The sequence below is a fragment of the Peterkaempfera bronchialis genome (assembly GCF_003258605.2).
GTDB lineage: Bacteria > Actinomycetota > Actinomycetes > Streptomycetales > Streptomycetaceae > Peterkaempfera > Peterkaempfera bronchialis.
On sequence record NZ_CP031264.1, the window covers coordinates 3,346,106 to 3,366,360 of the forward strand.

Annotated in this window: 20 protein-coding genes and 1 pseudogene; 18 read left to right on the forward strand and 3 right to left on the reverse strand. The window is 71.0% G+C overall.

The features are described 5' to 3' along the window. Positions 1-7: 7 nt before the first annotated feature. The 3 genes from C7M71_RS14815 (at position 8) to C7M71_RS14825 (ending at position 3,320) form a co-directional block, all read left to right on the forward strand. Positions 8-1,486, forward strand: coding sequence for an MFS transporter (locus C7M71_RS14815; protein WP_111488728.1), 1,479 nt, complete (start codon positions 8-10; stop codon positions 1,484-1,486). Between the two features lie 75 nt (positions 1,487-1,561). Next, entirely contained in the window at positions 1,562-2,443 is an 882-nt protein-coding gene (locus tag C7M71_RS14820) for a hypothetical protein (protein ID WP_111488726.1), read from the forward strand. A gap of 52 nt (positions 2,444-2,495) precedes the next feature. Beyond that, complete coding sequence (locus C7M71_RS14825; protein ID WP_111488724.1) at positions 2,496-3,320, forward strand: protein phosphatase 2C domain-containing protein; 825 nt, start codon at positions 2,496-2,498, stop codon at positions 3,318-3,320. A 159-nt stretch (positions 3,321-3,479) separates the two neighbouring features. Here C7M71_RS14825 and C7M71_RS14830 read toward each other — a convergent pair. After that, a pseudogene (locus C7M71_RS14830) lies at positions 3,480-3,932 on the reverse strand (pirin family protein); the annotation flags it as partial. Positions 3,933-4,003: 71 nt separating this feature from the next. Between C7M71_RS14830 and C7M71_RS14835 the strand changes: the two are divergent. The 7 genes from C7M71_RS14835 to C7M71_RS14860 all read left to right on the forward strand — a co-directional run bounded on the left by C7M71_RS14835 (position 4,004) and on the right by C7M71_RS14860 (position 9,531). Next, on the forward strand, positions 4,004-4,318 hold the full coding sequence (locus C7M71_RS14835; protein ID WP_111488722.1) for a hypothetical protein: 315 nt from the start codon (positions 4,004-4,006) through the stop codon (positions 4,316-4,318). 5 nt (positions 4,319-4,323) lie between these two features. Beyond that, a complete protein-coding gene (locus C7M71_RS14840; protein WP_407675983.1) occupies positions 4,324-5,025 on the forward strand; it encodes an ATP-binding protein in 702 nt (233 codons plus the stop codon). 153 nt (positions 5,026-5,178) lie between these two features. Continuing rightward, on the forward strand, positions 5,179-6,141 hold the full coding sequence (locus tag C7M71_RS14845; protein WP_229758731.1) for a DUF2637 domain-containing protein: 963 nt from the start codon (positions 5,179-5,181) through the stop codon (positions 6,139-6,141). A gap of 445 nt (positions 6,142-6,586) precedes the next feature. After that, positions 6,587-7,162, forward strand: coding sequence for a plasmid mobilization protein (locus C7M71_RS14850; protein WP_114914374.1), 576 nt, complete (start codon positions 6,587-6,589; stop codon positions 7,160-7,162). Then, positions 7,159-7,893: a relaxase/mobilization nuclease domain-containing protein gene (locus C7M71_RS31780; protein ID WP_229758732.1), complete on the forward strand. Its 735-nt coding sequence runs from the start codon at positions 7,159-7,161 to the stop codon at positions 7,891-7,893. Before C7M71_RS14850 ends, C7M71_RS31780 begins: the two co-directional genes overlap by 4 nt. A gap of 511 nt (positions 7,894-8,404) precedes the next feature. Then, entirely contained in the window at positions 8,405-8,923 is a 519-nt protein-coding gene (locus C7M71_RS31785; protein WP_229758733.1) for a hypothetical protein, read from the forward strand. Positions 8,924-9,195: 272 nt separating this feature from the next. Continuing rightward, a complete protein-coding gene (locus C7M71_RS14860; RefSeq protein WP_111488716.1) occupies positions 9,196-9,531 on the forward strand; it encodes a hypothetical protein in 336 nt (111 codons plus the stop codon). Positions 9,532-9,923: 392 nt separating this feature from the next. On the opposite strand, the gene C7M71_RS14865 is transcribed toward C7M71_RS14860, so the two are convergent. Beyond that, positions 9,924-11,276, reverse strand: a complete 1,353-nt coding sequence (locus C7M71_RS14865) for a transcriptional regulator (RefSeq protein ID WP_111488780.1) — start codon at positions 11,274-11,276, stop codon at positions 9,924-9,926. Between the two features lie 132 nt (positions 11,277-11,408). On the opposite strand from C7M71_RS14865, the gene C7M71_RS14870 reads away from it, so the two are divergent. The 6 genes from C7M71_RS14870 (at position 11,409) to C7M71_RS14895 (ending at position 15,877) form a co-directional block, all read left to right on the forward strand. After that, the gene (locus C7M71_RS14870) at positions 11,409-11,924 is read left to right on the forward strand and encodes an ATP-binding protein (protein ID WP_111488714.1); all 516 of its coding nucleotides are present in this window, start codon (positions 11,409-11,411) and stop codon (positions 11,922-11,924) included. Beyond that, entirely contained in the window at positions 11,921-12,367 is a 447-nt protein-coding gene (locus tag C7M71_RS14875; RefSeq protein ID WP_111488712.1) for a hypothetical protein, read from the forward strand. Before C7M71_RS14870 ends, C7M71_RS14875 begins: the two co-directional genes overlap by 4 nt. Before the next feature lie 161 nt (positions 12,368-12,528). Then, positions 12,529-13,113, forward strand: a complete 585-nt coding sequence (locus tag C7M71_RS14880; protein ID WP_111488710.1) for a hypothetical protein — start codon at positions 12,529-12,531, stop codon at positions 13,111-13,113. 121 nt (positions 13,114-13,234) lie between these two features. After that, the gene (locus C7M71_RS14885; protein WP_111488708.1) at positions 13,235-14,278 is read left to right on the forward strand and encodes a glycosyltransferase family 4 protein; all 1,044 of its coding nucleotides are present in this window, start codon (positions 13,235-13,237) and stop codon (positions 14,276-14,278) included. Positions 14,279-14,333: 55 nt separating this feature from the next. Continuing rightward, positions 14,334-15,215, forward strand: coding sequence for a radical SAM protein (locus C7M71_RS14890; RefSeq protein WP_111488706.1), 882 nt, complete (start codon positions 14,334-14,336; stop codon positions 15,213-15,215). After that, a complete protein-coding gene (locus tag C7M71_RS14895) occupies positions 15,212-15,877 on the forward strand; it encodes a PIG-L deacetylase family protein (RefSeq protein WP_111488704.1) in 666 nt (221 codons plus the stop codon). The genes C7M71_RS14890 and C7M71_RS14895 overlap by 4 nt, the downstream gene beginning before the upstream one ends. 12 nt (positions 15,878-15,889) lie before the next feature. On the opposite strand, the gene C7M71_RS14900 is transcribed toward C7M71_RS14895, so the two are convergent. Continuing rightward, positions 15,890-17,596, reverse strand: coding sequence for a proline--tRNA ligase (locus C7M71_RS14900; protein ID WP_111488702.1), 1,707 nt, complete (start codon positions 17,594-17,596; stop codon positions 15,890-15,892). A gap of 176 nt (positions 17,597-17,772) precedes the next feature. On the opposite strand from C7M71_RS14900, the gene C7M71_RS14905 reads away from it, so the two are divergent. Continuing rightward, entirely contained in the window at positions 17,773-18,639 is an 867-nt protein-coding gene (locus C7M71_RS14905; protein ID WP_111488700.1) for a class I SAM-dependent methyltransferase, read from the forward strand. 160 nt (positions 18,640-18,799) lie between these two features. Further along, entirely contained in the window at positions 18,800-19,384 is a 585-nt protein-coding gene (locus tag C7M71_RS14910) for a hypothetical protein (RefSeq protein WP_111488698.1), read from the forward strand. Positions 19,385-20,255 lie beyond the last annotated feature (871 nt).

Genomic DNA, 20,255 nt, shown 5'->3' on the forward strand with positions numbered 1-20,255 from the left:
GGCCGCCTTGAACAACGCCGCACACCCCGCCCCGGGCCGGACCGCCGCCGCCGCGCCCGTACCGGCCGAGCAGCCGCCCCCGCGCCGGGGGGTGATCCTGGCCACCGCCTCCCTCTGCCAGCTGCTGGTGGTGCTCGACGCCGCCGTGGTGAATGTCGCCCTGCCGTCGATCAGCCAGGCCCTGGACTTCTCCTCCAGCGCCCTGCCCTGGGTGATCAACGCCTACATCCTGGTCTTCGGCGGCCTGCTGCTGCTCGGCGGCCGGATCGCCGACCTGGTGGGCCACCGCCGCGCGATGGTCGCCGGTCTGGTGCTGTTCGCCGTCGCCTCGGTGCTCGGCGGCTTCGCCCAGGACCCAGGGCAGCTGATCGCGGCCCGCGCCGGGCAGGGCCTGGCGGCGGCGGTGCTCGCCCCGATCAGCCTGACGGTCATCATGGTGACCTTCCCCGAAGGACCCGCCCGGGCCAGGGCGGTCGGCATCTGGGCCATGGTGGCCGCCTCCGGCAGCGCCCTCGGCGTCCTGCTCGGCGGGCTGCTGACCGAACTGCTCGACTGGCGCTGGGTGCTCTTCGTCAACGTCCCGATCATCGCGGTGGTGCTCCCCCTGGCACTGCGCTCGGTCCGCGACCACCGGGTGGAGCGCACCGGGCGGCTGGACGTCACCGGCGCGGTGCTCGGCACGGCGGCGATGAGCGTCCTGGTGTACGGGACGGTGGAGACCGGCAACCACCCGTGGGGTTCGGCCCGCACCCTGGCCACCCTGGGGATCGCGGTGCTGCTGGGCATCGCGTTCCTGGTCCGGGAGCGGCGCTGCGCCCAGCCCATTGTGCGGCTGGGCCTCTTCCGGGCCCGCCCGGTGTGGATCTCCAATGTGATCGCGCTGCTCATCGGCGCCGCGATGGTGGTCGGCTTCTACTTCGCGTCGCTCTTCCTCCAGCAGGTGCTGCACTACGGCCCGCTCGCGGCCGGCGCCGCGTTCCTGCCGTTCTGCGCGGGGACCGTGGTCGGCAGCCTGGGGAGCGCCCGGCTCGCCGCCCGGCTGGGCAACCGGGCGGTGCTCACCACCGGACTGCTGCTGGGCGCCGTCGGCATGGCCCTGTTCGGACAGCTCGGCGTGGACTCGACCTTCGTCGGCGGGTTCCTGGCCCCGTGTGTGATCGCCAGCGTCGGCATCGGCCTCTGCATGGTGGCCAACACCTCGATGGGCACCACCGGGGCGCACCACCATGAGGCCGGGCTGGTCAGCGGGCTGCTGAACGCGAGCCGGCAGTGCGGCGGCAGCATCGGCCTGGCTGCCCTCTCCACCGTCGCCGTCGCCGCCACCCGCCACTCCGGCAGCCTCGACACCCTCCAGGCGCTCACCGACGGCTATGACCGGGCGTTCCTGGTCACCGCTGCGCTGCTGCTGCTGGCCGCGGTCGTCGCCGCGCTGTCGATCCCGGGCGGCCGACCCGCCCCGGCCGGGGCCCCCGCCGTGGAGAGCTGACGGGCGGGCGGGGCGGCGGGCGGGGACGGCAGGCGGGGCGGCGCGCAGGGTCGGCGGCGAGGCAGGATGGGCCGCATGCGGATCGAGTTGGCGAGCGAGGCCGGCACGGCGGGGCGGCCCAACGAGGACTTCGTGCTGGTCGCGCCGGAGGCGTTTGTGGTGCTGGACGGGGTGACGCCCGGGCCGCGCGACCCGGGCTGCCGCCACGGGGTGGTCTGGTACGTACGGCAGTTGGGGGCCCGGCTGCTGGACGAGGTGACCGCCCCGCCCGGCCGCCCGCTCGCCGACTGCCTGGCGGCGGCGATCGACGGCACGGCCAAGGCCCACGGCGGCGGCTGCGACCTGACCGCCCCGGCGACGCCGCAGGCCACGGTCGCGGTCGGCCGGGTGGCGGGCGGGCGCTTCGAGTACCTGGTGCTGGCCGACTGCACGGTGGTGCTGGACGGGCCGGACTTCCCGCGCGGGCCGGTGGCGATCACCGACGACCGGGTGGAGCGGGCGGCTCAGGACCTGCGGCGGGCGGCCTCGGCGCTGCCGGAGGGGTCGGCGGAGCGGGCTGCGGCCCGGGAGCGGTACGCCGCCGCCGTCGAAGGGCTGCGCAACCGGCCGGGCGGCTTCTGGACGGCCGCCGCCGACCCTGCGGTGGCGGCCGAGGCGGTGACCGGTTCCGCTGCGGTGGCGGGGCTGCGCGCGGTGGCGGCGATGAGCGACGGCGCCGGCCGCTATGTGGATCTGCTGGGGCTGGGCGACTGGTCCGACGCGATGCGGCTGCTGGCGGCGGACGGCCCGGCGGAACTGCTCGGCCGGGTGCGGGCGGCCGAGGCGGCCGACCCGGAGCGCCGCCGCTGGCGGCGCGGCAAGGTGTCGGACGACGCCACGGTCGTCTGGGCGGAGTTCGGGTCCAGCCGGGCCGGCGCCCGGCGGGCGGAGGGCAGCGGACCGGACGCGATCGGGTGAGCGTGTGCCACACCCCTGTCGGTGAGGGCGCGGGGGCGGCCACACTGGCCGGGTGCACGTGGAATTGGCGGGGGAACCGCAGCAACCGGGGCGGCAGAGTGAGGACTTCGCGGCGGCGACGCCCGAGGCGCTGGTGCTGCTCGACGGGTCGAGCTCACCGGCGGGTCTGGAGTCCGGCTGCCGGCACGGTACGGCGTGGTACGTCCGGCGGTTGGGGGTGCATCTGCTGGCCAGGCTGACCGACCGGGCGGACCGTACGGCCGCGCAGTGCCTGGCCGACGCCATCGCCGAGACGGCGGCCCTGCACGGCGCCCGCTGCGACCTGTCCCATCCCAACACCCCGGCGGCCATGGTGGTGGCGGCCCGGCAGCGCGGCGCCGCCCTGGAGTACGCGGTGCTGGGCGACTCGCTGCTGGTGCTCGACCGGGAGGACGGCGAGCCCCGGGTGGTGGGCGACAACCAGCCCTTCCCGGCGGGCGAGGCGCTGCGGCGGCAGGTGTGGGCGACGGCGCCCGGCTCGCCGGAGCGGGCGGCGCTGCACATGCAGTACGCGCTGGCGGTGCGGGCGGTCCGCAACAGCGGGCGCGGCCCATGGGTCGCCGCCGCCCTGCCCCGGGCGGCCGAGCACGCCGAGACGGGCACCGTCCCCCTCACCGGACTGCGCGGCGTGGCCGCCCTGTCCGACGGAGCGAGCCGCTATGTCCAGCGCTACGGGCTGGGCACCTGGGCAGAGGCGATGGCCCTGCTGGCAGACTCCGGCCCAGCCGAACTGCTCGCCCGGGTCCGCGCCGTGGAGTCCTCCGACCCCCAATGCCAACGCTGGCCCCGCGGCAAGCCCCACGACGACGCCACAGCCCTCTACGCCCGCCCCACCTGACCCGAGGGGAGCACCAGGCATGCGCCGGCAGCTCGGCGACTACCTCGCCGGCACCTACCCCTACCTCGGCTGAGCAGCCGACGCCGCGGAGAGCGGGAACCGGGCCCTGCCCCAGAGGTCAGGGGCAGGGCCCGGACCGCCGGCGCACCCGGTCGGCGCTCAGGACGTGGGGATGGTGCCGAGGCGGCCGGCCTGGAAGTCCTCCATGGCCTGCTGGAGTTCGTGGTGGCTGTTCATCACGAACGGGCCGTACCAGGCGACCGGCTCCCGGATCGGTTCGCCGCCGAGCAGGACCACCTCGAAGTTGGCGCTGCGCGAGTCCTGGACCTCGTCCGCACGGATGGTGAGCGAGTCGCCGTCCCCGAAGAGGACGGCCTGTCCCATCCGGAACGGGCGCCGCTCGGCGCCGGCCGAGCCGCTGCCCGCCAGGCCGTAGGCCAGGGCGTTGAAGTCGGACCGCCAGGGCAGGGTGATCTGGGCGCCGGGGTTCACCGACACATGGATCATGGTGATCGGCGTGTGGGTGACGCCGGGGCCCTGGTGGCCGCCGACCTCGCCGGCGATCAGCCGGACGAGCGCGCCGCCGTCCTCCGAGCCGAGCAGCTTCACGCTCCACGCCCTCGTCGGCAGCAGCTGACGGGAAGCGGCCGGTCCGCGTCGGCACACAGGCGGCCGAGCCGCAGGTGAACGCGGGCAACCTGCTGGCCGAGTACATCGCCAGCTGCCCCGCGCCGGTGCCCGCCAAGGTGAAGGGCCACCTCGCCAAGGTCATCAAGGAACTGCTCGACACGGGCACGCACCCCGGCCACGTCCGGGCCGGGCTGGCCCTGTGGGGCGAGAAGGCGCTGAGCCCCAGTCTGCTGCCGAGCATGGTCCACCAGGCGATCAATGCCCGGCCCGCCCACACCGCACGCGCCGGGCACACCGCCGCCCGCTCGCCCCACCAGCCGTTCACCAACCCGGCCGACGCCCGCGCCTACTACGAGGGGGACCTGTGACCAGCCTGCCCGGCGCCCGCCGTGCCGCCGACCGTGACCCCCAGCCCGCCTCGGGAGCCCTCCTGCGGTGCCAGCAGGTCCTGGCCAAGCGGGGCATTGACCCCGACCAGCCGCTCGCGGACACCGAGCCGCTGCCCACCGCGCTGGAGATCGCCGATCGCCGCATCCCGCCCCGCTACCGCCTCGCCGAAGCCGACCATCCCGACGTCGCCACCTGGGTCCAGCAGGTCACCCGGGCCTGCCGACCCGGCCCCGGCGGCACCCCCGGCATCGCCCAGGGCCCCTCGCTCCTGATCGCCGGACCCACCGGCTCCGGCAAGACCCACCAGGCGTACGGCGCGATCCGCAGCCTGCTCGAGGCCGGTGTACGGCTGCGGTGGGCGAAGATCACCGCCACCGAGCTGTACGCCGCCCAGCGACCCCGCCAAGGTGTCGACACCGAGCGGGAGATGCGCGAGCTGATGACCTGCCCGCTGCTGTTCCTCGACGACCTCGGCGCCGCCAAGGCGTCCGAGTGGACGGAGGAGCTGACCCTGCGGCTGGTCAACCACCGCTACGAGTACATGCTCCCGACGCTCTTCACCACCAACCTGCCCCTCGGCGAGATCAAGTCCGCCCTCGGCGACCGAACCGCCTCCCGCCTCGCGGAGATGTGCGAGCGCGCCATCCTCACGGGCGCCGACCGCCGCCGGAGAACCGCCGCCTGACCGGCCACCAGGACCGCCCCTGACACCGCTGCCCGCGCACCCTCACCGTCGCGCGAGTCCAGCCGGGGAGCGTCCTCCGCACACCTTCACCCGCCGTCGCCTCGCCGCTTCGCCCTGCCTGCGCGCGGCCAGGCCACCCCTGGAGCACCACACGTGACCACCATCGCGATACCCCCTGCCCACACGCCTCCCGTCCGGGCCACGATCTACGACCGGCTCGCTGTCGCTCTGCTCGGCGTCCTCGGCTTCGTCCTGTCCTACGACGCCCTGCGACAGATGGCCGCCGCGACCCACGTCCGAGGACCGCTGACCTACCTGTTCCCGATCACCATCGACGGCTTCATCGCCTACGGCGTGCGCGCCCTGCTCGTGCTGCGCGCCGCCCGCTGGCCCGCCCGCGCCTACGTTTGGACCCTTTTCGCCGGGGCCACCGCCACCAGCGTCTGGGCGAACGCCCTGCACGCCATTCGCCTCAACCAGCTTCCTGCTGGCGGAAGCGGGCTCAGGCTCAGCAACACCGTCGTCGGCGTCCTGTCCACCCTCGCCCCGCTCGCCCTCGCCGGCGCCGTCCACCTCTACATCCTCGTCGCCCGCCACGGTGGGCAGAGCGCGTCACCGAGTCCTGCGCCTTCCGCCGATGCGGTGGCATCCGACCACGACGCCGACCCCCGGCCGGAACAGGCGGAGGACCGCAGCGACGACAACGCGCTGTTAACGCTATTGTCCGCCGCTGGCCTTCTGCCCGACGAGTGGAGCGGCGCACTCCCCGGTCCCCAGTCGGCAGAAGCTGCTGACCAGCCCATCGGCACCGGGGACGCCCCGGCCGACGAGCCGACCGAACCCGCCGAGCCGTCCGACGAAACCCGTGCCGGGAACCCCGGCGCCACCGCGCAGGACAAGCCGATCGGCCGCCCGCCGGGGGCGCCCATGGAGAGGCTGGTGGAGGTCGGCCTCCAGGCCGCCATCGCCCATGGCCGACTCACCCGCGCGATCGTCGAGCAGGCCGTTCGGGAGGCTGGCCTCCCGCTCGGCAGTACCCGCTTCACGGAGCTGATGAAACAGCTCCGCCTCGCGTGGGACGGCGAGCAGGGTCGTCAGGACCCTGAGGCCGACTGACCGCCCGCGTGTCCGGCCGACCTGCACAGGTCGGCCGGACACCGCCTTCTGCCGACTCGCAGCCGCAGTCGGCAGAAGTCCACTACCCACCGGTCCCCGCACCCGGCAGAACTCGCCCGCGCCGGGGACTGCCGTTCCGCGCGCTGGTCCACGTCCGGAAGGTTCTGCTCGACGCGCCGCCCATCCCGCGAAGTCCAGCGCGACCAAACCGGCACCCGCCCGGAAACTACCCACCCCCAGCACCACCATGACCCCGCACCGCACGCCACCACCGGGGAGCCCACCCGTGAACACCACCCGCCAGACCCTCAACGACCAGCCCGGAGGTCCCGTAAGCTTCATGGACCGCAACGGAGTTGACCACACCTCCACCCGAAGCGGAGCAAGCGAGTGCGTACGAGGCCCCTACGGGGCCACGCACGCGGACGTCCCCGCCCAGGAGGGCGTGGACGAGCCGGTGCTGCCGAGGGCGGCAGCACCGGAGCTTCACCGCGAGGGCGTGGCGAAGGAGGAGAAGCCCGCCAGCTCGCCGTCCGATCCCATCGCCGACGTGTTGCCGCTCACCGTCGTCGTCAGTCCTTCCGCGACCGCCGCCAGCCGCAAGCAGCGCACCGTGAAGCGTCGCCGCCGCGATCCCGAGAATCCCCTGACGACGGAGGTCGGTTTCCGCTGCACTGAAGAGACGAAGACGCGCATCGAGCAGCTGGCCGCCGCAGCCGAACTGAACGTTGCCGCTTACCTGGAGCGCAAAGCGCTGGCCGAGGACTTCGTCGGCATCACCACCCGTGACGAGCGTCTGGAGCGGGCCATCACGGCACTCGACGCGGCACGCGGCCAGCTGGCGCCGGTCGGCAACAACGCCAACCAGATCGCCTACCGGCTCAACGTAGGCGCCGGCATCGAGCCGGGCCCGGCGGGGGCCGTCCTCGACAGGGCCCTGGCCCTGGTCGCCGAGGTCCGGGCAGCCGTCGCGGAGGTCGACGCGTCGGCCATGCACCTGGCGAAGGCGAAGCGCCGATGATCAGCAAGCCCATACGCGGGTCCAAGACGCACGGCGCGCTCAAGTACCTCTGCGGTCCCGGCAAGGCCAACGAGCACACCGACCCGCACATCGTCGCGTCCTGGGGCGGCTTCGCCCCCGACCCCAGCCGCGACCCACGCGACCCAGATGCCACCCTGGTTCAGCTCCGCGACGCGCTCGACCTGCACGTCGTCCGCTACGGCAAGCCGGTCACCCAGCACGTCTACCACCGGCCCGTTCGCGCGGACCCGACCGACCGCATCCTCAGCGACGAGAAGTGGGGCACCATCGCCCGCCGGATTGTGGCCGCCGCCGGCATCGCACCGGACGGCGACCCGAACGGCTGCCGCTGGATCGCCGTGCGCCACGCCGACAACCACATCCACATCCACATCCTCGCGACCGTCGTCCGGGCGGACCTCACGCAGGCCCGCCTGCGCGGCGACCAGTACCGCGTCGAGACCGAACTCACCAAGATCGAGAGTCAGTACGGGCTGCGCGACCTCTCCGAGACCCGCACCCGCGAGTACCGGGATGCGATCCCCAGGCGCGCCAAGGGCAAGGAGCTGTACAAGGCCCAGCGCCTCGGCCAGGAGGGCACCGACCGCGACCGCCTGCGCACCGCCGTACGCCAGGCCCTGGCCGGGCCGCGGACGAGGAGGAGTTCACCGCCCGACTCACCGCGAAGGGCGTGCTCCTCGCCGTGCGCCGCGCGCCCTCCGGCGACGTGACCGGCTACAAGTTCGCCCTCCCCACCGGCGACGAGAGCGGACCGATCTGGTTCTCCGGCAGCAAGCTCGCCTCCGACCTCACCCAGCCGAAAATCCAGGCACGCTTCGCCCTCGGCGTCGACGAACCCGCCTTCCCCACGCCCGACCCCCGAACCTGGCCCGCTGACAGCCGCCACCGGGCCAGCACCACCATCGAACGCGCCTACCTGGCCTTCGACGACGACCAGGACGCCGCCCGCGCGGAGGCTGTGATCCGGGGCGGCCTCGAAGTGCTCGACACGCTCGCCGCCACCAGCACGACCCTCAGCAGGAAGGAACTCCACCAGGCCGCACGGGCACTGGAATACACCCGCACCGCCCACACCCGCGCCGCCGGTGCCGACCTGCGCGCGATGCGCTCCGCCGCCAGCGAACTCCTCCACGCCGGGCCCTCCACCGGCCGGGGCAAGGACGGCACGGCCGCCGCCACAATGCTGACCAGCCTCGTTCTGCTCGCCATCGTGATCGCCAAGTGGCACGCCTCCCAAGGCCACCGTCACCAGGCCGACGCCGCCCGCACGGCGGCCGACCACCTTCGCGCCGCCTACACCCGGCACGCGGCCAAGCCGATCGCCCACCTCACCTCGAAGGCCGACTCCTCCCGAAGCCCGACCACGACCGGCAGGCCGACGCCGTCCGCCGCACGCTGCCCGCCGACCAGGCCACCCGGCTCCTCGCCGAGGAGAACTGGGCAGCCCTCGCCGCCACCCTCGCCCAGGCCGAGGCCGCCGGCCACGACCCGACCACCCTGCTCAACAATGCTGCCGGGCGCCGCGAACTCGCCACCGCCGACTCACCCGCCGCCGTCCTCACCTGGCGGATCCGCCGCGACGCCAACCTCCCTACCCCCGCACCGGCCGCAACCCCCGACGAACTGCGCACCAGGGCAGCCCGCGCCCGCACGACCAGCCGCACCACCGGCGCACCGGCTACCCCGGTCATCACACCGCCGACGCCGGTCGCCCCCGACCAGGTGCGCCGGACGCGCTGACCAACCTGGTGGGCGGGTGCGGAGCGTCCGCCCCCCGGCCCCCACCTACCAATCCCGCCCAGCACGGACGTCACCCGTCAACCGCCGCCGAAGGCAGGACCCAGCCAACGAAGCAGACCGCCGAGAGGAAATCCGGCGTGGCCGGAGCGCCACAACTACCCTGCAGCAAGGTGACGGTGTCGATTCGATGTCCGTCTCGCGGGGAGGGATCCATTCCGGCAGCGCACGTCGTATGGTCCCTTGCTGCCCCGCTGCCACCCCGAAGGGACCGCATGACCGACTACGACCACGACTTCTACAACCCCGCCCCCGAACCCGCGCGTGCCGTCATCCGCGCTGTCCCATACCCCGCCGAGCTCAACCCGCGCGGCATCACCATCACCTGCACCGGCTGCGGCGCCCGCCGCGACTGGCTCCTCCTCGCCGACCACGACCAGATCTTCGTCCGGTGCCGCTGCGCCCACGAATGGCGCGAGCCCGATCTCACCCGGGCCGACTTCGACCGGCACTACGTCGAACCCGAGCACGAATGGGACGACTTCGACACCGCCATGAGAGCCCTCGCCTTCGACGGCCTCCTCGCCGGAACGACCTGGAACCTGGACTGAGGTCCACGCCGCACCCGCCGCTGTTCACCTCCGACGCCTGTCGCGTCATGCCCGGACGACCGAGGACAGCAGGGCACACAGGCGGCGCTTCGACTACCGACGGAGGTCGACCCGGATGACGGCGCGCCGACCGTTGGTGCGCCACGGCGTCCCGGCGCCGTCGAGCTGAGCGACGACGCCACGAGGTGGGCGCCCGGGGCATCGACGGCGATCGAACGCGCCCACCCTCCGAGGTTCACGAACCGGCTGAGATGCCGAACCGTGCGCGAGTCCCAAAGGTGCACGGAGCCGTCGCCGCCGCTGACCACAATGACCGCCACAGAACCCCCACAGGAGCCCGCCTACGCGGCGGGCTCCCGCACCAGTAGCAAATGCTGCGCTGGTGAGAGCGATCAGGCCGCAGCAGTGAGTTCCCGCGCCCGTTCGGCGAAGTCGACCACGAGACGGTGACCGCCGAACGGCTCCATGCGGCGCTGGAGGTCCTGGACAGCTTCGATGGCGCGGGAGGACTGCACCTGCTTGGTGAGCGAGAGAGTCCGCACACCGGCAGCGTGCGCGGCTTCAAGGTCATTGCGCTGCAGGTGCGAGACGGCCAGTGCGGCCTGGGACATCGCGCCGCGCCGCGCACGCTTCTGCTGCCGGGCGTGGTCGATGGAGAGGCGGGCGTGCTCGGCCGCGTGGTCGGGCTGGTCGAGGTCACGGAAGGTGTTGGCGTGCTCGCCGTGGAGGTAGGCGGCGTCGATGAACTTCGCCCACTCGGGCTCCTGGTCCGGCTGGACCCGCTCGAAGGCGTCCTCGGAGCGGATGATCGCCTGAGCGGCGCCGACCTTGTCGCCGAGCTTGGCCAGGGCCCGAGCCTCCAGCGCCCAGAGATCGGCCAGGCATGCGGGCGAGGAGACCCCGGAGAGTCCGGCTCGACCGGCCTGGGCGAGTCGGCGGCCCTCGTCAGGGTGGCCGAGGAGGGTGGCCTGGTCGGCCATGCCAGCCAGCACGTGGCCGCCGAGCGCGGGGTTGTGCGATTCCTCGGCGAGGCGGAGGGATTGGATCAGGTAACGCTGGGCGGTGCCATGTTCGCCGTTATCGTAGGCCATCCATCCGAGAAGGTAGGTCTGCTCGGCGGCGGCCTCGCACAGTGCCCGCCGAACCTGCTCGGTGTAGGTCCGACGGAGCAGGGGGTAGACGTGGGCGTTCATGTACTGGGCGAGCGCCAGTCGGCCTGAGCCGCCGCCCTGGAAGATGTCCATCTGCTGGAAGGCGCCGAACATGTTCCGGACAGCCGTCACGTCTTCCAGCCGTACCTGCGGTCCAGGAGTCGGGGATTGATCCAGCGTGCTCAACAGCCAGTCACGCGAGGGCCCGACGCCGGCGACAGCGGCGAACGGGGCCATGGCCAGGAACTTGCGACGGTCCACGTCAGCTCTCCCCAGCTTGGTGACGGCTTCCACGGTAGCCGCGTACGAGGAGTTGTACACCAGTGAGCGATCGGCGGACGGGGCGTCGGCGAGGCCGAGATCGTAGGTGGTGACCCGGTAGCCGAGTTCGGCGGAGAACACGTCGGCCAGGATGTCCGGCACCGGCTGGCGTGGGATCTCGCCTCCCAGCCAGCGACGGACGCTCGTCGTGTCCGGCGCGATGTGGGCCTGGCCCCACTCCTTCGCCTTCGCACGAACTCGCCTGCTCAACTCGCCTCGGCTGATGCCGGACTGCTCCAGCAACTGCTCGAGTTTGGTGTTCACCGGTTTCATCGCCGTGGCCCCCAGCACGATCGGTAGCGGAAGTGACACCCTTCGACACCCCCACCGACATTACTCCCGATTACTCAACAGCGGTTACCTGGTTGCCCGAAGTGATCTGCACCGCTTGAGGAGTACTCAGCCATGAGGACCGAGAGCACAGCAACTGATGTAACGTCACTCGGTCCTCCGGATGGCTGCCTCAACGCCGGGGAGCCGAGCGACCCGCCCGAAGTCGCGAGGCCGACCGAGACGAGGTGGTACTGCATGGGCCTCCCCCTCATCCGACCCGAGCACATGGAACCGGTACGCGAGATCGTCCGCGCGCACCTGCGGCTATGGCGCAAAGCCGAGTTGAGCTTCATCGCCGAGCCCGGCGTCACGGAGTTGCTGACCAACGTCTACAAACATACCCGCGGTGACTGCGAGCTCCTCCTGTCGGAGACGGACACCGGCGTCTTCGTCGGGGTCAGCGACTGCGACGTGACCCTTCCGGTGATCCGAGAGCCGGCCGACGACGAAGTCGGCGGACGAGGGCTGTTCCTGCTCGCGGCCATGGCGGATGAGTTCGGCACCAAGCCGTGCAGAACAGGCAAGCAGGTCTGGTTCCGGCTCGGCCCCGAGGCATCAAGGCCCTACGAGGAGGAGAGCGCCGCATGACGTCGGCACCCACCCTGCCTGTCGCGCAGCCTGGAGGCCTCGGCATGACCCGCCCAGGCGTGCTCTACCGGTGTACCTCGTACTTCGACGTGCATGGCACCGAGCTGGCCCAGCTCTTCGACTGGGAGGTACTACCGAACGCGGAGGCCGCGTACAAGCACCTGCGGCGAGCCGCTGCCGGCGTCAGCCAAGCACTGAGTCGAAGCACGGATGCAGAGCTACGGAGGTGGCTGGGCGACCACACCGTCCTTCCCTCTGTGATCAAGGCGATCGACGACGGCGGTGGCTACGAACTGGAGCTGTACGGCACCGGAGTCCGCATGGCGCTCGCGGTTCATCGTGTCACCCTCCTGCCCCTGCTGAGTCGACGTCACCTCATCTGCCCGGCACTCATTCTGCGTGGTCGACGGCTCTGGGTCGACAGCCGCGACAGCGCTGGCTAACCCGACGACCCCGCGTGTAGCGCCCCGCCGTAGAGCTTGGTCCTGACGCCCGCGCGCACTCGACGCTGCCTTCAAGGCTCCGCCGCTGGGTCAGCGACGTGCCTGTGCGCGTCCGAAACACCCCTAATAACCCACAATCAGCCGATTCGAATGGAGACCCCGTGCCCGAGTCCGTGGTGAAGCCCAGCCTGCCGGACCCGCCGTCCGGCCACCGATACCTCGACTTCTTGGGCGGCCCCAGCCGTCTCGTCCACGAGGACACCTGCCGGGGCTGCTTCATGAACCTCGCGGAACGAGAGCTACCCGACATCCTCGCCCCCGTGTACGACGACGGCGTCATCACCGTCAGGCAGGACGCGGAGTGGGCGGTGCCGGGCTTCATGGTCGTCGGTGTCCGTCCGCACATCGGCGCTCTCGACGAGATGGAGCTGCCGCTGGTGGAACGGCTCGGGTGGGTCACGCACTTCGTCCGGCGAGCCATGCGTGAGCGGCTGGGCCTGGCGGCGGTGCAGATGTACCAGGAGGAGAAGCTCGACCGCCCGCACTTCCACGTGTGGATGCTCCCGCTATGGCCGGACACCATGGCCGCTCACGGCATCAACCCGCGGATCTACGAGTCCAACATCGCGCGCTACCTCACCCTGTTCGCCCACGACTCCCACGAGACGGAGATCCGCCGCTGCGCGGAGGAGGTGCGCAGCTTCCTCACCGAGGTGCCCGAGCTCGGCGCTTACACCCGTGCCTGAAGCCGAGCGAACCTCGCCGATGGCCGAATGACCGGCCGTTCCGGGCTACGCCCCTCGTTCCGAACTGCCGCAGGCGGCCCGCTGCAACGGCGGGCCGCCGTATCGAGAGGAGCTTGAACGGATGCGCATCGCACATGTGGCCCCCTTATGGGAGAGCGTCCCTCCCCGTGGCTACGGGGCCGTCGAGTCGCTGGTCGCGGACCTCACCGCGGCCCAGGTCCTCGACGGGCACGACGTCACCGTCTTCGCCTCTGGCGACTCCAAGGTGGCCGGCAACCTCCACAGCATCGGTACGACGGCTCTGCACGCGGACCCGAGCGTCCGCGAGCCCGAGGTCTACCGCATGCTCCAGCTCCAGGAGGTCCGCGACCGCGCCTCCGAGTTCGACGTCATCCACTCGCACGTCCACTCCAACACCGGGTGTCTGGCGATCCCGACGCTCCAGGGACTGCGCACCCCGGTGGTCCACACCGTGCACTGCTTCTTCAACGAGGACAACGCGCCGCTCTTCCGCCGGTTCGCCGCCGAGCGCTATGTGGCGATCAGCGGCGACCAACGCTCCCACCTGCCGGAACTCAACTACCTCGGCACGGTCCACCACGGCATCGACGTGGAAGCCTTCCCCTTCGGCACCGAAGCGGCCGACTCGTGGCCGTACCTGGTGTTCCTCGGCCGGATCCGACCCGAGAAGGGCGTCCACGTCGCCATCGAGGCGGCGCGCCGTGCGGGACTGCGACTGAAGATCGCCGGCCGGATCAAGCCCGGCGACCGGGCGTACTTCGAGCAGCAGGTCCAGCCGCATGTGGATGGCGACCAGGTGTCCTTCCTGGGTGAGCTCGACTTCCGGCGGAAGACCGCACTCCTTGCCGGCGCCGCAGCCACACTGATGACCTCGCTCATCCCGGAGCCGTTCGGTCTTGTGCCGATCGAGTCGATGGCCTGCGGCACGCCTGTGATCTCCCTGCGCACCGGAGCCGCCCCCGAACTCATCCGGGACGGCCTCACCGGCTTCCTCGCCGAGAACGCCCAGGAGATAGCCGACTCGATCCGCCGCCTGCCGACGATCGACCGCGCCAGCTGTCGCGCGCACGTGGCCTCGGAGTTCTCGATCCGCCGGATGGCGGACGGCTACCAAGCCGCCTACCGGATGGCCATGCAGGGCTGATCCGCTCGGCGTCGCACTGCTCAACTCCCGACCCCGCTACCGCCAGTGAGGCATCATGCGCAGTGTCATCCTCAGCGCGGGCAAGAGCTGCTTCGTGGCCTGCCCCGGCTGCTACAACTACTTCGGCCGCACGATCGCCGAGACGCCCCAAGTGCTCAGGTTCGCGGCCGGCTTACGCGACCGGTTCGGCATCGAGAAGATCACCGTCGGAGGCGGCGACCCGCTCACCCGTCCGGACATCGTCACGTTGCTCACGAGCCTCCACGACCTGGGCCTCCGCATCCACCTGGACACCGTCGGCACCGCCTTCCTCGGCACGGCCCGGATCCGTTTCATGGGCACGGGTGCCGTCGACCAGGTCGCGGCCGACGAGGTGGCCGCTGTAAGCGACCTGATCGGCATCCCGCTCGACGGCAGCACCGACGCCGTGCAGCAACAGTTCCGCCGACACGCGACCGTCGCCTCCCAGCTGGCGGTCTTATCCCTCCTGGACAAGGTCGGAGCCCGGATCTGCGTCAACACCGTCGTCCACTCCGGCAACACCGGTGACATCGCGCCGCTTGCCGGGCTGCTCGGCGGATTCGTCGGCATCGTGGAGTGGCAGCTCTTCCAGTTCATGCCGATCGGGCCCTTGGGGCATCGGAACCGCGAGCGCTACCTCATCAGCGAAGGCGACTTCCAGCACGCCGTTGCCGTTGCCCGGGACAACGCGCCCGGACATGTCAGGATCGCCGCCAAGAGCGCTGGTGGCCGCAAGCATCGCTACCTACTGATCGACTCGGCTGGCCTCGTGTGGACACCGGAGCAGTCGCAGGCCGCCGTCTGGCACAGCGAGGACGCCAACGACCGCCGGCACCTGATCGGCAACGTCAGCGACGCCGACATTCTCGACCGCCTGGCCGTGCTGAAGAACGCTGACGAGGAGGTACCGGCATGACGGTCGCCGACCTGCTCGTCGTCGTCGCCCATCCCGACGACGAGACCCTGCACTGCGGCGGACTGCTTCACCGGACCGCCCTTCGCCGCGGTACGACGGTCACCGTCACCCTGACCCGCGGAGGCGCGGGCAGGACCCTCGGCATGTGCACCGAAGAGGACCTGCCCACCGTTCGCGAGCAGGAGCTGCGTCGCGCCGCCGAGGCGCTCGGGGTCACGTGCGCCGAGGTCCACGACCTGCCCGACGGCGGCCTCAGCGACCACGAGGCGACCGGGACAACCCTCGTCCTGGAGGCACTCCGCCGCTGGAAGCCCCATCGAGTGGTGGTCTTCCCGCCCAACGGGATGAATGGTCATCCCGACCACCGCGCCGCACACCGGATCGCCCTCGCCGCGCTCGACCGCTACGAGGCCAGCCCGGATGTGCTCCTGGTGACCAGCACGATCCGGTACACCGAACCGGCAAGACCCGGCTTCCTGGACCCCCGCCAGGTCGAGGCGATGCGACTGTCGGCCACCCTGCGGATGCAGGTGGGCGATGCTCTGGAAGCAAAGCTGCGCGCCATGGGCCACTACGAGACCCAGGCGCGCAGCGTCGCGAAGATCCTTCGCTGCTACCCGGAGACACTTCTCACCGAGGCGTTCCACCGGGTGTCCGGCTGACGAGCCGACGGCTCACACAGCGGCAGTCAGCAGCTTACGAACGTGCTCCACCGCCTCGGCCACCGGCACGGACTGGGTCTCTCCGGTGGCCCGGGTGGTGGCCTCGACCGTGCCGTCGGCCAGACCGCGGGCGCCGACCGTGATCCGGTAGGGGATGCCGATCAGCTCGACGTCGCGGAACTTAACCCCCGGCCGCTCGTCGCGGTCGTCCAGAAGCACGTCGACCCGCTCGCTCTGCAGCTGCCGGTACAGGCCCTCGGCGGCCTCGGTCACCTTCTCGTCGCTGGTGCCGAGCATGACGACGGCCACCTCGAAGGGGGCGACCGAGACGGGCCAGACGATGCCCTTGTCGTCGTGGTGCGTCTCCACGATGGAGGCGAGGGCGCGCTCCACGCCGATCCCGTAGCTGCCCATGATCGGGACGACGCGCTCGCCGTCCCGGCCGAGCACGGTCACGCCCAGGGTTTCGGTGTACTTGCGGCCGAGCTTGAAGATGTGGCCCACCTCGATCGTGACCACCACCTCCAGCGGTGTACCGCACTGGGGGCAGGGCTCGCCGGCGGTCACCTCTCGCAGGTCCGCCCACCGCTCCACCGCGATGTCCCGCTCGATGGACACTCCGCGCAGGTGGACGCCGTCGGTGTTGGCTCCGGTGGTCATGTCGGTTCGGCCGCGCAGGGCCTCGTCCGCGAGGATGGGCAGCTCGGCGATGCCGACCGCGCCGAGGCTGCCGGGGGAGGCGCCGAGCGCCGCCTGGATCTCCTCCGCGGTCGCGGGCCGCACCGCCTTGGCGGCGAGGGTGTCGATGAGCTTCTGCTCAACCAGGTTGTGGTCACCGCGGACCAGGATCAGGGTGAGCTGGTCGTCGACCACGTAGACCAGCGTCTTGATCTGCCGCTCGGCCGGTACGTCGTGCTGGAGGGACAGCTCCTCGATGGTGCGCGCGTTCGGGGTGTCGAGCCGCTCCGGGGCGTCCAGGCCAGGGCCGTCCACCACGGCGGGCAGGGCGGAGGTGGCCTTCTCGGTGTTCGCCGCGTAGTCGCAGCCGGGGCAGCGGACCACCAGGTCCTCGCCGGCGTTCGAGGGGCTCATGAACTCCACCGACGCGCTGCCGCCCATGCTGCCGCTGGACGCCTGCACCGGGATCGCGGGCAGCCCCAGACGGGCGAAGATCCGCTCGTAGGCGGCCTTGTGCAGGCCGAAGGAGCGGTCGAGGCCACCGGCCTCAATGTCGAAGCTGTACGAGTCCTTCATCGTGAACTCGCGCACCCGCAGCAGGCCGCTCTTCGGGCGGGCCTCGTCGCGGAACTTGGTCTGGAACTGGTACCACATCTGCGGCAGGTCCCGGTACGACTTCAGCTCCTGCGACAGGACGGTGAAGATCTCCTCGTGCGTCATGCCGAGCGCCAGGTCCGCGCCCTTGCGGTCCTTGAGCCGGAACATCTCCTCGCCCATCACCTCCCAGCGGCCACTGCGCTGCCAGATTTCGGCCGGGTGCAGGGCGGGCAGGATGAACTCCTGGGCGCCGATCGCGGTCATCTCCTCGCGGATGATGTCCACGATCTTGGCGCGGACGCGCACGGCCAGCGGCAGCAGGGAGTAGTGGCCGGCCATGAGCTGCCGGACGAACCCTCCTCTCACCAGCAGGCGGTGGCTCACCGCATCCGCGTCCGCCGGGTCCTCCCGGAGAGTGGGCACGTACAGCTGGGACCAACGCATGGGACCGGAGACCGTCCTCTCGGTGAAACTGCGGAGTGTCGCGGCGGCGCTCACGCCGACATCACGACGGGGAACGCATTCTAGTGGCGGAGCCCCGCCCGAATCGCTCCGTTTTGAGAAGACCAGGTCAGAGGCCACATGCAGAGGGGCGTCCCTGATGACACGGACGGAGGCAGATGGCCGACACACCGGATGAGACGCCCTGCAGCGATCAATCCGTCGACGCCATCCGCCGCTACTACGACACCCTCGGCGAAGGAGAGCACGACCGGCTCACCAAAGACGTCGCAGGTCGGGTGTCCTTCGAGATCCACCGCCGGTTCCTGGACCGCTATCTGAAGCAGAAGCAGCGCATCCTGGAGATCGGCGCCGGCCCAGGTCGCTTCACAACGGTGCTCGCCGAACACGGCGCCCGCGTGGTAGTCACCGACATCTCCCCGGTCCAACTCCGCCTGAACGAAGCCCACGTCACCGCCGCCGGATACGAGCACGCCGTCGAAGCGCGCCATACCCTCGACGTCCGCGACACCAGCCGCTTCCCGGACGCCGCATTCGACTTGGTCCTCGCCTACGGAGGACCGCTCTCGTACGCCTTCGACCAAGAGCGCAAAGCCCTCACCGGCCTCCTCCGCATCGTGAAGCCCGACGGCGTCATGGTCGCCTCGGTGATGTCCCTGTGGGGAAGCTGGCGAGCCCGCTTCCCCGACGCCACCCAACTCGCGATCCGCCACGGCACCGACGTCACAGACGCCGTCATCCGCACCGGCGACCTACGCCATGTACCCGGCATGGCCCACGTCTGCCGCATGTTCACGTGGGAGCAGCTCACCGCCCTCGTCACCGAATGCGGCGGCGAGATCCTCGCGGGATCGGCGAGCAACTGGGCGAGCCTCGAAGACCCAGACGTCCTGGCGGGTACCGAGGAGTCGCCGCAGCTCTGGGAGCGATTCCTCGCCTACGAGACCGCTGCCTGCGCCAGCCTCGGCGCCCGCGACGGTGGCACCCACATCCTGTTCGCAGCCAGCCAGCGCGCTCCGATGTGACTGCCCTGGTCACCCCCGACCCGTCCAGCTGTGACAAGCGCTCTGACCGCACCGCTCAGTACCGGCAGTCGCAACTCCGTGGGTGCCGCCGCCGTACCTCGGCTTCCCCAATATCCTTGCTCCGACATCCGACGGGCCCGGAGAGGATCACTGAGCGACCATGCCGAAAGAGGCCATGGAGCCCAAACCGTTCCTCGCGGGCGTCCAGGAGTTCGCCACGCTCTACGGCGTGAAGCCGGACATGCCTGCGAAGTGGGTCCACCGCGGCGTCCTCGACTACTCCCAGGCAATCATCGTCTCCGGCTCTCCGTACTGGCCGCTGGGCTTCGTATGTCGATTCGGACAGACGACGCCCCGTCCGAAGTCCCTCGACCCGACAGCGCTGGCGCGGCTGAAGGAGACTCAGTCCCCCGGGCGGATGACCTTCGAGGCATCCGAGGTTCCGCCGCTGGCCGGACATGGGGAGATCATGGCGCTGTTCGGGCTGACCAAGCAACCAATCGTCACCATGGCAGCCCAACGGGGTCGGCTGCCCATCCCGGACTACAGCCTTTCTGGTTCGCCCCTGTGGTTGCTCGAGAGGGTCGTTGAAGCGGCGCCTCGTCTCCGTGAGGGCGCCCGCCAGATCGACTGGACGATCGATGAGGAGGTCCTTGCCGCGCTGCGCGGGCGCTGCTGGGAGGGCTCGGTGATCAAACCTCGAGGGGTTCGAGCGTCACGTGGGGTGAAGCAACCTCACCCCTGACGCTCTCGATCCGACCGTAATCCCCGCGGTGAGCCAATGCGGCAGCTCGACAACGGGTGAGAACGGATCCGGCCACCACCAGCCTGGTGACACTTGCTTCGCTGCGCGAGGTTGTGACGCCGCGCCACTCGTGCAAGTCAACCCTTGCGTTGGGGAAGGTGCTTGCCAACGCTTCACTTGAGAGTAGAATCTCAACAGCCGAGTGAGAGTAGAAAATCACTAGCGGGGACTGATGCGGTGTTGCCTGCCCCCGCCCGCCCCTGTCGCCCAATCGCTTGGACTGCCCGTTCATGGATCCAAAGACCCCAGCCCAACTCAGGCTTCGCTCTCCCCTCCCGCCAGAGCTCGCGCATCTGGAGCGGGACCCGCGCGGCTATCCCGTCACCTACGTCACAATGCTGACGCCTAGTGGCGCACCGGACTTCACGCAGGTCGACGGCGAGCGCCGGCTGGAGTGCATCCGCGACAACCTCTGCGGCTTGTGTGGAAACCCGCTCTCCTATTGGCGGGCGGTCATTGGCGGCCCCAAGGTTATGAGGGAACGGCGCACGCTCGACCCGCCGATGCACCTGGAGTGCGCGCGGTTCGCAGCAACTAGCCCTGCAGGCGGGTGCCCCTTCCTCCTGCACCTTGGGACTGCCCGATACGCCAGAAGTACAGATCCAACCGAATCGCCCCGTCCGAAGCGCATGTACCTCGCGACTACGCGCTCGCACGCCCTGGTTCGAGCTGGTTCGGATGTCCTCGCCTTCTGTGCGCCGTACAAGAGCGCCTGGGAGATCCGGCATGGTCACCTCGAACCCCGTTCACCCGACCGGATTTGAACGGCCGTGCGCCAAGCACGACCGCGGTGGGCGGTCAGCTCTGACCG